The sequence below is a fragment of the Hyphococcus aureus genome, assembly GCF_042643165.1.
In the GTDB taxonomy this organism is placed as follows: domain Bacteria; phylum Pseudomonadota; class Alphaproteobacteria; order Caulobacterales; family Parvularculaceae; genus Hyphococcus; species Hyphococcus aureus.
This window is the reverse complement of sequence record NZ_JBHRSH010000001.1, coordinates 50,198-64,173: the sequence shown is the minus strand read 5'-3', so window position 1 is coordinate 64,173 and position 13,976 is coordinate 50,198. Positions and strand designations below refer to the sequence as shown.

Sequence of the window (13,976 nt, the reverse complement as noted above, 5' to 3'; positions counted from 1 at the left end):
ATCATGACGGAGGCGAAAGCAGCAACGGCCAAACCGGCGGGACCGGTTGCGCGCATATTGAAGAATGCGCGCGCGCTCGTCTCCGGCAAGGCGGTGGGCGGCGTGCTGAGCCTCGCCTATCTCGCTATCGCCGCGCGCGGGCTGGGTCCGGAAGGGATGGGCGCGCTCGTCCTCGCTCATGCCTACGCCACGGTGATCGCCGGTCTCGCGCGGTTCCAGTCCTGGCAGGCGGTCATCCGCTTCGGGGCGCCCATGGTCCGCGACGGGGATGACGCGCGCTTTCGGGACCTTCTGCGCTATACGATCCGCCTCGACATATTGAGCGCGGTGGTCTCGATCGTTGTCGCGCTCGGGCTCGCGCCCGTCGCCGCTAGGGCGTTCGGCTGGTCAGACGATATCCGTGGGCTGATCACCGTCTATTGTTTCGCAACGCCCTTCCTGATCGCGGCGACGCCGACCGGCGTGTTGCGCCTCTATGACAAGTTCAATCTGCTCGGCTGGCAACTCACTCTGATGCCGTCAATCCGGTTTGTCGGCGCCATTATACTCTGGCTGACCGAGGCGAGCGTTGGGGCTTTTCTCGCGGTCTGGATCGCCAGCGTGTTTGTGCATGGCGCCAGTCTCTGGGTTCTCGGCTGGCGTGAGCTGCAAAAGAAAAACCTGACGCCGGATGTGGTTGGAAAAGCCGACCGCGCGGCGGACAAGGCATGGCTGCCCTTTATGATCAAAACCAATCTGTCGAGCTCCATTACGTTGATGCACGACAATGTGCCCTTGTTGATCGTCGGGGGCGTGTTGGGCCCGGCGGCGGCGGGTCTTTTCAAACTCGCTTTTAATCTTGCGAATGTGCTCGCCCAGCCCGTGAGCATGTTCAATCAGGCGAGCTTTCCGGAGCTGTCAAAAATCGAAGCGGACAAGGGCGTGCGCGCCATGGCGAGAGTCGCGTTCCAGTCCATCGGCACGGCGATCCTGATTGCGCTTCCCGTGGTCGCGGTGTTCTTCCTCTTGCGCCGCCAGCTTGCGGTCGGTGTCGGCGGGGAAGAGTTCGCCGCGGCCGCGCCGTTGATCGCGTTGATGGCGTTTGCGCAGCTCTTTCAGATCGCCTCGCTCGGGCTTGAATCGGCGGTGCTTGCGCGCGGGCGCGCCGGTTGGGCGCTCACCGGGCAAATTGCGGCGGCGTTCGCCCATCTCGGCTTTCTCTCCCTGATGCTGACGGCGATCGGCGTCATCGCCGCGCCGGTCGCGATCATGACGGGATGGAGTGTGTTGATTGCAGTGTTGCTGGTGGCGTTGTTGAAGGCGTAACGAAGCTGGACGGCGCCGTAAGAACGCAGTGTTATTTATAACGCCGGTAGAAGATAAACGTCCCTTGCATATCCGTCGGGAAATTTTTCACGAACAATAACGCGCCCGCCAAGTTTTAAGGCAAGGTTCCTGGCGGCTTCATTGTCATCATTCATGTGCGTTTCGACCTGCGCCCATTGTAATTCTTTATAGGCATAGGCGATTACGGCGCGCGACGCTTCAAGTGCATAGCCATTGCGGCGTGCAGAGGGGATGATCCACCAGGTGAGTTCGGAGCGCGGCCATCCCTCCGGCCAGACAAGCCCGGCGCCGCCGACCATCTCTCCGGAGGTTTTTTCTTCGACCGCCCACATGCCATAGTCGCGCAATTGCCAGTGCCCGAGATCAGCGGCGAGTTTTCGGAAGGCGAGATGCGCCGGCAACGGACCGCCGTAAGCGAGCGACGCACTTTTGTCGGCATAAAAATCGCGGTAGACGGAGAAGTCGTCTTTTGACGGCGCGCGTAAGGTCAGCCGAGCCGTTTGTAGAGTCGGTATAGTCATCGACTTGTCGTCAAGCCCCCGCCTTCTGCGCAAAACCCCATGCCAGCGCGGCAAGGGGTTTGACATTCTCGCCCATCTGTTTTGCGGCTGGCGAGGAGGCATTACCTTGCAATGACCGCGCATAGACGCCCTGAATGATCGAGGCGAGGCGGAACATGTTGTAGGCGAGGCAGAAATTGACATCCGGCACGCCATCGCGGCCTGTGCGCGCGGAATAACGCGCCACCGCTTCGTCAATGGTCGGGATGCCCAGCGCGTCGAGATCGGCGCCGAGCAATCCGCCGCGCACGCTCGCCGGCATGTGCCAGACCATCAGGAAATAAGTGAAGTCGGCGAGGGGGTGGCCGAGCGTCGACAATTCCCAGTCGAGCATGGCCAGCACTTTCGGCTCCGTCGGATGCATGATGGCGTTGTCGAAACGAAAATCGCCATGAACGATGGAGGTGGCGTCATCCGACGGGATCGCAGTCGGCAGCCAGTTCATGAGATTGTCCATCTCTTCGATGGTTCCGGTTTCAGCCGCCACATATTGTTTCGACCAGCGGCCGATCTGGCGTTCGAAATAATTGCCCGGCTTGCCGTAGTCGCCGAGGCCAGCCTTTTCGTAATCGACATTGTGAAGGTCGGCGAGCGTGTCGATCAGCGCAAAATAAAGCGGCTTGCGCTTTTCTTTCGCGACTTCAGGCAGGCTGGCGTCCCAGAAAATCCGGCCCTCGACGAAGTCCATAATGAAAAACGCGGTGCCGACGACGCTTTCATCCTCGCACAGGGCGTAGGTTTTCGGCACGGGGAAATGTTGCGTTCCGAGCGCCGTCATCACTTTATATTCGCGGTCGACCGCATGCGCGGAGGGCAGGAGTTTTCCCGGCGGCTTGCGGCGCAGGACATATTTTTTCGCTGGCGTCGTGATCAGATAGGTCGGGTTCGACTGGCCGCCCTTGAATTTCTTGACGGTCAACGGACCTGCATAGCCATCGACATTCTCGCGCATATAGGCGTCGAGCGCGGCTTCATCGAATTTCAGATGTTCCGGCGTGTCGGCGAAGCCGGTGAATTCATCTGCGGCGCTCGTCATGGCGTTTCCTTTTTTTTTGAAGCCTTATCCGGCCCTGTAATGATCGAGGATCATGAGCGCGCCGATAATAACAAATCCTGCCCCGGCGATAAGCTTCAATGGCAGCGCCGAGAACCATTTATCCGCGGCCGCGCCTGCGATCACCGCAAGGCCGGTAGAGGCGACAAGGGCGAGCGCGGCGGCGGCGAAGACCATGAGTTTCGATTTGCCGCCATCACTGGCGAACAGAACGGTTGCAAGCTGGGTCTTGTCGCCAAGCTCGGCGAGGAAAACGGTGATGAAAATCGACAGGAAGGCGGTCATGGGGAAACAGTCCTCAACTTGCGGTGGAAATCAAAAAAAGCGGAAAGAACAAGGTCCGGCGCCTCTGTCTGCGGATAGTGGCCGATGTCGTCAAATAGAACGGCGTCTGCGTTCGGAACCTGTTCGAGATAATAGTGATAAAGATGCGCGCCGGAGACCGGGTCCGCGCCGCCATTGATGAGGCGCAGCGGAACGGCGGTGTCTTGGAGCGCGCCGACCCAGCGCGAGCGCATCACTTTGCGTTCGGGGATATATTGCAACAGCTTGTGAAAAACCCGCTGACCTTTGTTCTCGCTCATCAGCGCCCAGTGGCCGTCGATTTCTTCATCGGAGGCTTTGGTTTCCGGTCCGAAAATCTGGTCAAAAGTCGCGCGTAACTTGTCGCGCGTCAGCATCATGCCGAGAAGGGGCCCAAGCGGCGTCAGCCCCAGTTTCTGGATCGGCCGCGCGCGGTGTTGTTCGGGAAAGAGCCCGCCATTGAGGAACACAAGAGATTTCAGCGAAAAGCTCAGTGTGCGGTCATTATGGCGTGCGAGCAATTCCTGACCGACGCTGTTGCCGTAGTCATGCACAAGAAGATGCGCCTCGCCGACGCCGAGATGTTCGAGCAGCGCTTCCTGCAGGTCCGCCTGATTAAGCAGGGAATAGCGGATCGCCGCCGGTTTGTCGGAAAGGCCGAAGCCGAGCATGTCGAGGGCGGCGAGATTGAAATGCGCTTCCAGCGCCAGCCACATCGCCGACCAGTCCCAGGAGGAGGTGGGAAAGCCGTGAATGAGCAAAAGCCAGGGCTTTTGCGGGTCCGGCTGGTCAGGCGCCCTATAGGCGATGTGGTGTCCCGCGCAGTCAAAGCCGTGCGCCGCTTTTCGCCATTCGTCCAGGGCGATCATTTGGCCGGCTCCGCATCGTCCCGCTCAAGGGCGCGCCAGCCAATGTCCTTGCGATAGAACCCGCCCGGCCAGTCGATGGCGTCGACGCCGGCATAGGCGCGCGTCACCGCCTCCCGGATATCCTTGCCCGTGGCGGTCACGTTCAACACCCGCCCGCCATTGGAGACGAGTTCGCCGTCCTGTTCTTTTGTGCCCGCATGGAAGACAAAGACGCCCGGAAGCGCGTTAGCGTCATCGACGCCTTTGATGAATGATCCCTTTTTGTAGGCGCCGGGATAGCCATCGGCGGCGAGGACGACGAGCGCCGCCGCCTCTTCGGACCAGTCGAGCGTCACGCCTTTCAAGGCGCCTGTCGCAGCCTTGTACAAAACCGGCAGCACGTCGCTGTTCAGGCGCCGCATCAGGATCTGGCATTCCGGATCGCCGAAGCGCGCGTTGAATTCGATCAGGCGGGGCTTTTCATCCTCGATCATCAACCCGGCATAGAGAACGCCCACATAGGGCGCGCCGCGCTTTTTCATTTCCGCGACGACCGGTTCGATGATCTCTTTCATTGTCCGCTCACGGACTTTTTCGGTGAAAACCGGCGCCGGGGAATAGGCGCCCATGCCGCCGGTGTTCGGGCCTTTGTCGCCGTCATAGGCGCGTTTGTGATCTTGCGCGTCGATCAGCGGCAGAATGTTTTCGCCGTCCGTAATGGCGAAGAAACTCGCTTCCTCGCCGCGCATGAACTCCTCAATGACGATGGCTTCGCTCGCCTCGCCAAAACGTCCGCCGAGCATCTCTTCAATGGCGTCGTCGGCGTCTTTGATATTCTCGGCGATGACAACACCCTTGCCGGCGGCGAGGCCGTCCGCCTTGATGACATAAGGCGCCGTCTGCTCGCGCAGAAAGGCTTTGGCGGAGGCGATTTCGGTGAAGCGGCCATAGGCCGCCGTTGGGGCGCCTGCGGCGCTGGAGACCTCTTTCATGAAACTTTTGGAGGATTCGAGCGCGGCGGCGGCTTTGGATGGCCCGAAACAGGGGACGCCCTTCACCTTCAGGAGATCGGCAAGCCCGGCGGCCAGCGGGGCTTCGGGACCAACCACAACAAGGTCAATGGCGTTTTCGGCGGCGAAATCAGCAATCGCCTTAATATCGCCGTCTCCGAAGGACAATTTTTCGCCAAGGTGATTGAGCCCCGCGCTTCCAGGCGCCAGATAGAGCTTTGACAATTCCGGGCTTTGCGCGATTTTCCAGCCCAGCGCGTGCTCTCTGCCGCCGCCGCCAACCAACAGGACTTTCACTTGGCCGTTCTCCTTGCTTCGCATCGTGGATTTAAGCGGCGGCATTCTCGCGATCAACGCCCAACCCTTCACCGTCCGACCCACGACCGCTTTGTCGCATGATGGAACACCCGAAGACACAGGAAGCGGGAAAAAAACCGCCGCCACGCGCGCTGTTGCGCTCAGGGCTGAGTCGTCTGCGGGCAGGCTGGGGAAAGTTTTACGGGCCCTGGGGCCGGACAAGCGCGCGTTTCCTCGATTATCTCGGCGCGACGGATAAACGCCGCCGGCGGGCTTCGATCTCGCTCGCCATCGCCATCAATCTCATTGTCCTGACGCTGCTGTCGACCTTCGCGAAAGTGCGAATCTGGATCCCCAATGCGCCAAGCGACTTCATTCAGGTGACGCTGGTGGAGCCATTGCCCCTCGATCTGCCCCTGCGCGATCCCGATCTCGACCCCCAGCCGGAACCGGAGTCCGAACCAGAGCCCGAGCCAGAACCTGAAATTGTCGAGGAGCCCGAACCTGAACCTGCGCCCGATCTGATTGAGGAACCGGAGCCCCAACCTGAGCCAGAACCGGAGCCTGAGCCCGAGCCAGAACCGGAACCAGAGCCTGAGCCGGAAATTGTTGAGGCGTTTGAGCCGGAACCGGTTCCCGAGGCGCTGCCGGAACTCAATCTCGATCTGGAGCCGCAATTCGCGCCGCCGGCGGAAGACCCGGAGCCGTTTATTCCCGACCCCGTGCCGACGGCGCGGGACGATGTTCTGGCGCCGGCGCCCGAAGACGAGCCGCTGCAGCCTGAGCCTGAGTCCGAGCAGCCGCTGGTTGAGGTTGAGCCGGAAACAGAACCGGTCGCCGGCCTCGACGAAATTGTCGGCGAAGAGGAGGGGGAAGGTCTCGATGACAGCGAAACCGAAGCCGAGGGCGAGGACGCCGAGCCCGAAGACCCTGTGCTCGCCGAAGCGCCAGAAGAAATTGTCGAGGAGGCGCCCGTCAATGACGACATGTTCGATGAAGAGCCGGTCTTCGGACGCCGGACCTTTACCATGCCTCGCGTTGCGCTTCCCGGCATGGAAGGGGGCGCAGAATTGCCCGAAGGCGCCGCGGCGATCCTGCCGGGAGATTCCGGGGTGGTCGCCATTTTCTGTCCCGAAGAATTCGACAATGAAGACAAGCAGGCCGAATGCGCGGGCCGCACCGAAATCCGTTCAGGATGGCGCCCGGGCGCCAGCGGCGAGGATTGGAGCCGTGCGACCGAGCTGTTGAAAGGCGACCGTCAGCGCGGCGTTGCCGGACCAACAGCCGGGCCCGTCGTCAGAACGCTGCGCGAGCAACGCGACTATGGGGAGGTGGAAGCGCTGCAGGATTTCCGCCGCACCCAGGATGGCGTCAATAATCTGCCTGACGCTGGCGACGACAATCTCATGCGCGGGGTCGAGGGTAACCGGCCCGGCATTGGTCCGAAAGCGTTCGAGCCGTCATGGACCTTGCGGGAGAATGGCGAGTATTCCCAGAAGGAACTCGACGAGATTGGCGAGCAAATTCGCGAGGACGACGACGATTAAGGCCCGCAGAAACAATTCGTGATTGGCGGGCGGTGGAGCGTCTCCCCAAATCCCCGCCAGCATTTTTTGCGGAGTTTACAATGCTGGAAAAAATCGGGATCGCCGCTCTTGTTGTATTGGTGGCGTCGGAAAGCTTTGCCTTTGCAGAGGCGATTTTATGGGCGAGCGCTGCGGCGGCTCATCTTGGCGCGGCAATGCAGAACGGAACCTTTGTGGTTTCCGCCTTGCTTGGCGCCGCCGCCGGGTTCTGGATCTTGCAATCGGCGCTGGCGCATCGCGCCGACTGATTATTCGCTGAATTCCCGCGACAGGTAATCGAGAATCTCCGCCCGCGTGTCCGCTGGCGGCTCGGCCATGCCCTGTTTGTCCACCATCCAGTGAAGCAGGTAATCCCAGCCGTCGCGGCTTTGGCTTTGTTGCATCACAATTTGCAGCGTGTGACAGGCGCTGCACCAGGCGGCGACGCTATCAACGCCAGCGCTCCGTGGGAGACCCCTATATTCGTCATGTGGATCGAACACAGAAGCAGTTGTTGAGGCGGCAATATCCGCATAAGGATTAAGCGCTGCATAAGCGGGCGCATAGTTTATCTCACCGTTCCATACCTCTTCCACGCTTTCCGCCATGTCGCTTTCGACAGTCGCGGCCGGTTCATGAGATGGGGCCGGCGCCGCCGGTTTTTCGCTGCTGAACAGCCGCACAAGAATGACGATGGCGAAAATCATAGCGGCCATGGTGGCGATGCGCGCGAGCATGTCTTGTGCGGACGTCACAGCGCGAAGACCGCAATGCGATGCATCAGATTGTTGAGATAACCGCGCGGGTTCCAGCCCGGTTGCGTCGCCGGCTGCATCCGGCCGTCATTGTCTGTCGCCCGCGCCCACACTTCGTAATAGCCATGCTGAGGCAAGGTCAGGTCCGCCCGCCAATGCTGCCAGGCATAGCGGTTGACGGGGCGGGTTAAATCCGCGCGCGCCCAAGTGGCGCCGAAATCAATGGAAACATCCATCGCCGCAACGTCATTATCGCCGGCCCAGGCATGGCCGTGGACTTCGAAAACATCGCCAGCCTGTACGCGATGGCCGGTCTGCGGCGCGGTGATGATTGATTTCACGGGCATCGATTCAATGATCTTCATATCGGCGTCTGCGACTTCGGTGCCCGGCGCCACCGGCGTTTTAGGAATGCGATAGGACTGGCCGGTCATTTTCTCGCCGTCATGTTCATGATCGAGAACGGCAATGCGCGTCAGCCATTTTTGCGAACACGATCCCGGCCAGCCCGGTGCGATCAACCGCAAGGGATGCCCGTTAAGCAGGGGGATGTCGTCGCCATTCATGGCGTGCGCGATGATGGTGTGTGGCTCCATTGCTTTTGCAATGGGAACGCCGCGGGAGATTGCATGTTTTTCCGGATCGCCAGAGAGATGAAGATCGGCGCTGTAGTGACCGGTATAGACCGCGGAGCGCTTTAGACCCGCGCGGCTCAGCACATCGCTCAACCGCACGCCCGTCCATTCCGCGCAGGAGACGGCGCCGAAACTCCATTGATTGCCGCGCGCCGCCGGCGTAATGAATTTTCGGCCATTGCCGCCGCATTCAATCTGCAGCTGCAACGCCACCTGCTGGAAGTCGCCGCGCAGATCGTCGAGGGATAAAGTCAGCGGTCTTTCGACCTCACCATCGATAGATAATGTCCAGTTCGCAATGTCTTCATCAGTCAGCGATGGCGTCAGGCCGTTATTGCGCACGAACATATGCGCGGCTGAGGTGACATTTTCATCGAGCAGATGCACCGGCGTTTCAGCGTTGAGAGGCCGGTCGCCGAGAATGGTCAGTCCTTCCTTGCCGCTCAGCCCGTCCTGCGCCAGCGCCACCGGGATCACGCCTTCCGGCAGGAAGCGGGCGAAAGGAATGGGCAGGCCAAGCGCTGCGGCAAAGGCGGCGGTTCCCGCGCCGGTGAACAATGCGCGGCGGGAGAGATTGTGTTGGGGCTGGTCGCCTGACGGATGGCTCATAAAAAAATCACTCCAAACTCCGGAAGGGAGTTTGGAGTGATCGCAGGGTCCGCGCGAGGGGCAAAACAGCGCGGACTGAGGGATTTTAGAGATCAGCGACGCCGGGATAGGACTTTTTCCCGCCGATCCACGCGTCCTTGAACAGGGCGGTGGCGTATTTCGCCGCGTTCTTGTCGCCCTGCGCCTTGTAGCTTTCGGCGAGGCCGTAAAGCACCCAGGCGTTGTTCGGGCTTTCCGACAGCGTTTCGATGAAAAGCTGTTCGGCGCGTTCAGCCTGTCCGTCCTGCAGCAAATATCCCGCGAGCGATTGCGCGGAAGGGTAATACCACCAGGGCGGCTCCATGTAAGGAATGTTTTCCTGAATGGCGACGGCTTCTTCCATCGCTTCAATCGCGCTGGCGAGATCGCCTTGCACGGCGCTGGCGCGCGCGATTACGGTGAGGCGCGCAATGTTGAGGACTTCCATTGCGGGAACGCCGCCGCCTATGAGCGGAGATAAATCCGCCTCGGCGACGATAGCGCTGATCGCCTCGGCTTCTTTCATGGCCGCCGCCGCGTCGCCCATTTTTGCGTAGGCTTCGCCGCGGGCGTAACGCCATGCGCCCTGCAGGAACGGCATGGCGTCGCCCGGATCTTCTAACGCCAGAATATCTTCAGGCGCTGCGAACTGCACCATGGCGTAATAGGGCGCGGCTTTGATCGGCTGCACGAATGGCGCTGCGCTCGCCATTTCCACCGGCAGCTTCTCATCGAGTTTTTTCGCCATGGCGAGGGCGGTCGCGTCATCGCCGGCCATCTGCGCAGAGGTCAGGGCGAAGTGAATATTGTGGGTGAAGTAGCCATATTCATACATCACCGACGCATCGGCGCTGTCGAGATAGGCTTCATCCGCTGCAACCGCGTCGATATTCTGCTCAAGCGATTCCTTGAACCGTCCGACGACATAATAGGTGTGCGACGGCATGTGGATGAGATGGCCGAGGCCGGGCGCAAGACCGGCGAGGCGTTTTGCATGGGCAACGGCGCGATAGGGATCGCGCGAGGCTTCGGTCATGTGAATGTAAAGATGGATCGCAGCCGGATGATCGGGATTGCGCGCTAGCACGCCTTCGATCAGCGAGACGGTGCGGGCTGTCCGGCCTTTCGGCGTGCGGCCGCCATCGGCCCAGTAATCCCAGGCCTGCGTATCCATATTCGCTTCTGCGGCGAGCGCGGCGATAAAGTCGTCATCAGGATAATCTGTTGCGACCTGGTCCATGGCGTCGGCGAAAGCGTTGTCGAGTTTGGAGCGGTCATCGGGCTGGACTTCGGAATAGCGATAGTGAAGCGCGTTGATGATCGCCTTTTCTTTTTCGCTCGCGTTGCTGCGCAAGGACATCGCCTTTTGCAATGCTGCATATGCAGGCGCGACGGCTTCCTCGCCCATGGGTGCGTTGATATTGGGGCCGAGCGCGAAGGCTTCGCCCCAGTAACACATGGCGCAATCGGGATCGATTTCCTGCGCGCGCTTGAATGCGTTGATCGCCTCGCCATGATTGAAATTATAGGTATAGGCGAGACCCTGATTGAACCAGGCCTGCGCTTCCGGTTTCGATGTCGTTACGTCATAGGAAATGGCGTCGAGGCCCGAACGCAGCATGGCGCCCGTATCGGTTTGCTCGTTTTGCGCGGCGTAGGCGTTGGCGGCGCGGATGAAAAAGGCGCGGCGTTTGGAAAGCGCGCCATTCTCTTCGCCGCAGGCGGCGCGTGCAATCAGGAGCGGATGCAGGAACGGCGCTGCGGCCATTTCCTGTTCTCCGGAAATGTAGCGGCTGTTGACGCCAAGTCCGCCGAGCGCAATAGCGGCTGCGGCGGCGCCGATCAGAAATTTCTTATTCATAGTCTCTCCCCCTCTCGGGATATTTCGTTGTTCGTGTTCGCCGGGGTCGGCGCGGTCTGGCTGCCTAGGGGACAGCCGCTTGTAATGATACTGACTTTGGTTAGGGCTCCGAACCCGAAATGGCGCCTGAACGGCGCCCGAATTTGGAAAGCCAACAATCGTTGCGCCCTGTACCGGACATACGCTTTACAGGACTGTGATCTGCAACACAGAAAAGGGCGCCGGAAAACAATTTTTTGCAGTGAGATTTCGCGACGCCGCCACCCTTATCCCGTCGCGAAAAACATGCTTTAACATGAAATGATGAGTGACAGAACTCCCGGCAATTTGCATGAATATAGTGTTTCGGAGCTATCCGGCGCCGTAAAGCGGACCATTGAAGACGCTTTCGGGCTGGTTCGTGTCAAAGGCGAGCTTGGACGCTGCACCAGAGCGGCGTCGGGCCACATGTATCTCGATCTCAAAGATGACAAATCAGTCATTTCCGGCGTCATGTGGAAAGGCAACGCTGCGCGTCTTTCCATTAACCCGGAGCAGGGGATGGAGGTCGTCGCCACCGGCCGGATGAGCACTTTCCCCGGCCAGTCGCGCTATCAACTCATCATTGATTCGCTTGAGCCTGCCGGCGTCGGCGCGTTGATGGCGCTTTTTGAAGAGCGCAAGAAAAAACTCGGCGCTGAGGGGCTGTTCGCGCCTGAGCGAAAAAAACCGCTGCCCTTTCTGCCGGAAGTGATCGGGGTTGTGACCTCCCCCTCGGGCGCGGTGATCCGCGACATTCTCCACCGCCTGCGGGAGCGTTTCCCGCGTCATGTGATTGTCTGGCCGACCTTGGTGCAGGGCAGGGGCGCGGAAGAAAAAATCGCGGAAGCGATTCGCGGGTTCAATGCGCTTTCCCCTGACGGCGATGTTCCGCGTCCGGATGTTTTGATCGTGGCCCGCGGCGGCGGCTCGCTGGAAGATCTCTGGTGCTTCAACGAGGAAGTTGTCGCCCGCGCCGCGGCGGCGAGCGAGATTCCGTTGATCTCTGCGGTGGGGCATGAAACCGATACGACGCTGATTGACTTTGTATCGGATAAGCGTGCGCCAACCCCGACAGCGGCGGCGGAGTTCGCGGTGCCGGTGCGCTCGGAACTGTTGAGCGAGCTGTTGAATAAAGAGCGCCGGTTTACGGGCGCCGTTGAACGGCTTTTTGAAACGCGGCGCTCGGCGCTGTTGTCTGCGGCGCGCGGTCTTGGTCGTCCGGAAGATATTCTCGGCGCGGCGACGCAGCGGCTCGATCGCGCGTCCGATGGGTTGCGCTCAGGATTGCGCGGCCGGCTGGACACGGCGCTCACCTCGCTGGCGCGGACCAGCGGGCGGCTGACGCCAAATTTGCTCGCCCACGGGTTTGCAACACGGGAAAACAAAATCGCGACGCTCTGGTCGCGCGTCGCCGATCGCACCGACCGGATCATTGTCGACCGGCGTTCGCGGCTGGCCGCTTCGGCGCGGGTGCTCGCCGCTGTCTCCTATCAGAATGTGCTCGACCGGGGTTTTGCGCTGGTGCGCGGCGCCGATGGGGCTCTCATCCGCCGGGCTGGCGACGCCGCCTCCGGCGCCGGCGGCGAAATCCAGTTCGCAGACGGCGTCCGCGCGATCCGTTTCGATGGTGACGTCAGCCGGGATAGCGCGGAAGGGAGCCCTCAAAAAACCGCAAAGAAATCAGAGAATAAATCTCAGAAATCAGGGCCCGGGCCGCGCCAGCCCCGGCTTTTTGACTAGGCTCGGCCGCTGATCCGGCCCTTTGCCCAACCTTTGACTAAGGGTGTGGCCGCGCGGTATTGATGCCTGGCGAGAACGCCAGACCATGATCGGCCCAGTTGTGAGCGGAACAGTGAACCCATTTGACTCCATGAACGCCGAGGACGAAGCCGTCATCGAATATGATGATGCGGAATTTCATGTCGTGAAGCCCGGCGCCTTTGTGATTTGCGCGGTCACTGGCGTGCGCATTCCGCTGCGCGCCTTGCGTTACTGGAATGTCGACAAGCAGGAGCCTTACGCCGACGCTGCTGCGTCCATGGTCGGGTTCGGCCTCAAAGGAGCCGCCAAATGAAACCCCTGTTCGTATTCATCGCTGCGGCGTTGACGCTTCCCGCCCTTGCGCAGGAAGAACCCAAGGGCCTTCCCAAAAAGCCGTCGACGAAAATCTTCAATGTGGAAGAGGACGACGGCAAGGAGGACCTCGCCCGGCGCGCCAATTACGCCGAAGCCATGAACGAGGTCGCCGAGCGACAGAAAGTCTTTGCTGGCGCACCTGAGCATTTTTCGCTCGACGGATCTTATGCGCAGGGCGGCCTCCTCTTTGGCCAGACCGAAATCGGCGCCAAAGTGAAGCTCGATGGCGATGACGTCATGGTTGACGACGACGGACGTTTTCTTCTCGGTTTCGGGCGTGACAGCGCGCTGACGGCGCTGGTCGTGGTGACGCTTCCTGACGGAACCGTGGAGCGCCGCTCCATAGAGATTGAAGACCGCGAGTTTCCGGTTCAGCGCATTGACGGCCTCGACCAGTCCAAGGTCTCCGGCTTCACAGAAGAACAGCTCGCCAAGATCGCTGTGGATACGGCGCTCAAAAAAGCCGCTCGCAAAGAGACCCAGAGCCTCGCCGACTGGTCGTTAGGTTTCGACTGGCCGGTGACCGGGCGTATTTCCGGCGTTTTCGGCTCCCAGCGGATTTTGAACGGCGAGCCCAAGCGGCCCCATTCCGGGCTCGATATCGCCGCGCCCACGGGCACGCCGATCCACGCCCCGGCGCCGGGCGTCGTCCGGCTCGCCGAGGACGATATGTATTTTGAGGGCGGGCTCGTCCTCCTCGATCACGGACATTGGCTTGAGAGTGCGTTCCTTCATATGTCCCGGATCGATGTGAAGCCGGGCCAGCGGGTGGAAAAGGGCGATATTATCGGCGCTGTCGGGGCGACCGGCAGGGTGACAGGGCCACATCTCCACTGGTCCATGAAATGGGCCGGTCAGCTTGTGGACCCGCAGCTGACGCTTGATCCCATGGCCAATGTGACGGCGGCCCAAGTGGACACTTCCGGCGGCGAATAGCTTTACTCTTTGTTATTGACAATCATTCTTAACTGACCCATG

At 60.7% G+C, this 13,976-nt stretch carries 14 protein-coding genes; 6 read left to right on the top strand and 8 right to left on the bottom strand.

Going from position 1 to position 13,976, the window contains the following annotated elements:
* Nucleotides 1-3 precede the first annotated feature (3 nt).
* On the top strand, nucleotides 4-1,305 hold the full coding sequence (locus ACFOOP_RS00320; protein ID WP_379878570.1) for a lipopolysaccharide biosynthesis protein: 1,302 nt from the start codon (nucleotides 4-6) through the stop codon (nucleotides 1,303-1,305).
* A gap of 35 nt (nucleotides 1,306-1,340) precedes the next feature.
* Here the strand turns inward: ACFOOP_RS00320 and ACFOOP_RS00315 are convergent, their stop codons facing one another.
* From ACFOOP_RS00315 to purD, 5 genes are read right to left on the bottom strand one after another with little or no spacing between them, the layout of a single operon-like run.
* Nucleotides 1,341-1,847, bottom strand: a complete 507-nt coding sequence (locus ACFOOP_RS00315) for a GNAT family N-acetyltransferase (RefSeq protein ID WP_379878568.1) — start codon at nucleotides 1,845-1,847, stop codon at nucleotides 1,341-1,343.
* 10 nt (nucleotides 1,848-1,857) lie between these two features.
* The gene (locus ACFOOP_RS00310) at nucleotides 1,858-2,922 is read right to left on the bottom strand and encodes a phosphotransferase (RefSeq protein ID WP_379878566.1); all 1,065 of its coding nucleotides are present in this window, start codon (nucleotides 2,920-2,922) and stop codon (nucleotides 1,858-1,860) included.
* Between the two features lie 24 nt (nucleotides 2,923-2,946).
* On the bottom strand, nucleotides 2,947-3,225 hold the full coding sequence (locus tag ACFOOP_RS00305) for a TMEM165/GDT1 family protein (RefSeq protein ID WP_379878564.1): 279 nt from the start codon (nucleotides 3,223-3,225) through the stop codon (nucleotides 2,947-2,949).
* The gene (locus ACFOOP_RS00300; protein WP_379878562.1) at nucleotides 3,222-4,112 is read right to left on the bottom strand and encodes an alpha/beta fold hydrolase; all 891 of its coding nucleotides are present in this window, start codon (nucleotides 4,110-4,112) and stop codon (nucleotides 3,222-3,224) included. The genes ACFOOP_RS00305 and ACFOOP_RS00300 overlap by 4 nt, the downstream gene beginning before the upstream one ends.
* Nucleotides 4,109-5,398, bottom strand: a complete 1,290-nt coding sequence (purD, locus tag ACFOOP_RS00295; protein WP_379878560.1) for a phosphoribosylamine--glycine ligase — start codon at nucleotides 5,396-5,398, stop codon at nucleotides 4,109-4,111. The genes ACFOOP_RS00300 and purD overlap by 4 nt, the downstream gene beginning before the upstream one ends.
* Nucleotides 5,399-5,496: 98 nt before the next feature.
* Between purD and ACFOOP_RS00290 the strand changes: the two genes are divergently transcribed.
* Entirely contained in the window at nucleotides 5,497-6,945 is a 1,449-nt protein-coding gene (locus ACFOOP_RS00290; protein ID WP_379878558.1) for a hypothetical protein, read from the top strand.
* 80 nt (nucleotides 6,946-7,025) lie between these two features.
* Nucleotides 7,026-7,232, top strand: a complete 207-nt coding sequence (locus ACFOOP_RS00285; protein ID WP_379878556.1) for a hypothetical protein — start codon at nucleotides 7,026-7,028, stop codon at nucleotides 7,230-7,232.
* On the opposite strand, the gene ACFOOP_RS00280 is transcribed toward ACFOOP_RS00285, so the two are convergent.
* From ACFOOP_RS00280 to ACFOOP_RS00270, 3 genes are all read right to left on the bottom strand, one after another.
* Complete coding sequence (locus ACFOOP_RS00280; RefSeq protein WP_379878554.1) at nucleotides 7,233-7,718, bottom strand: hypothetical protein; 486 nt, start codon at nucleotides 7,716-7,718, stop codon at nucleotides 7,233-7,235. It lies immediately after the preceding gene.
* The gene (locus ACFOOP_RS00275; RefSeq protein ID WP_379878552.1) at nucleotides 7,715-8,962 is read right to left on the bottom strand and encodes a sulfite oxidase; all 1,248 of its coding nucleotides are present in this window, start codon (nucleotides 8,960-8,962) and stop codon (nucleotides 7,715-7,717) included. Before ACFOOP_RS00275 ends, ACFOOP_RS00280 begins: the two co-directional genes overlap by 4 nt.
* An 85-nt stretch (nucleotides 8,963-9,047) precedes the next feature.
* On the bottom strand, nucleotides 9,048-10,841 hold the full coding sequence (locus tag ACFOOP_RS00270; protein ID WP_379878550.1) for a tetratricopeptide repeat protein: 1,794 nt from the start codon (nucleotides 10,839-10,841) through the stop codon (nucleotides 9,048-9,050).
* Nucleotides 10,842-11,144: 303 nt separating this feature from the next.
* On the opposite strand from ACFOOP_RS00270, the gene xseA reads away from it, so the two are divergent.
* The 3 genes from xseA (at nucleotide 11,145) to ACFOOP_RS00255 (ending at nucleotide 13,934) form a co-directional block, all read left to right on the top strand.
* On the top strand, nucleotides 11,145-12,602 hold the full coding sequence (xseA, locus tag ACFOOP_RS00265) for an exodeoxyribonuclease VII large subunit (RefSeq protein ID WP_379878548.1): 1,458 nt from the start codon (nucleotides 11,145-11,147) through the stop codon (nucleotides 12,600-12,602).
* 85 nt (nucleotides 12,603-12,687) lie between these two features.
* Complete coding sequence (locus ACFOOP_RS00260; RefSeq protein ID WP_379878546.1) at nucleotides 12,688-12,936, top strand: DUF2093 domain-containing protein; 249 nt, start codon at nucleotides 12,688-12,690, stop codon at nucleotides 12,934-12,936.
* Nucleotides 12,933-13,934: a M23 family metallopeptidase gene (locus ACFOOP_RS00255; protein ID WP_379878544.1), complete on the top strand. Its 1,002-nt coding sequence runs from the start codon at nucleotides 12,933-12,935 to the stop codon at nucleotides 13,932-13,934. The genes ACFOOP_RS00260 and ACFOOP_RS00255 overlap by 4 nt, the downstream gene beginning before the upstream one ends.
* The last annotated feature ends 42 nt before the right edge of the window (nucleotides 13,935-13,976 follow it).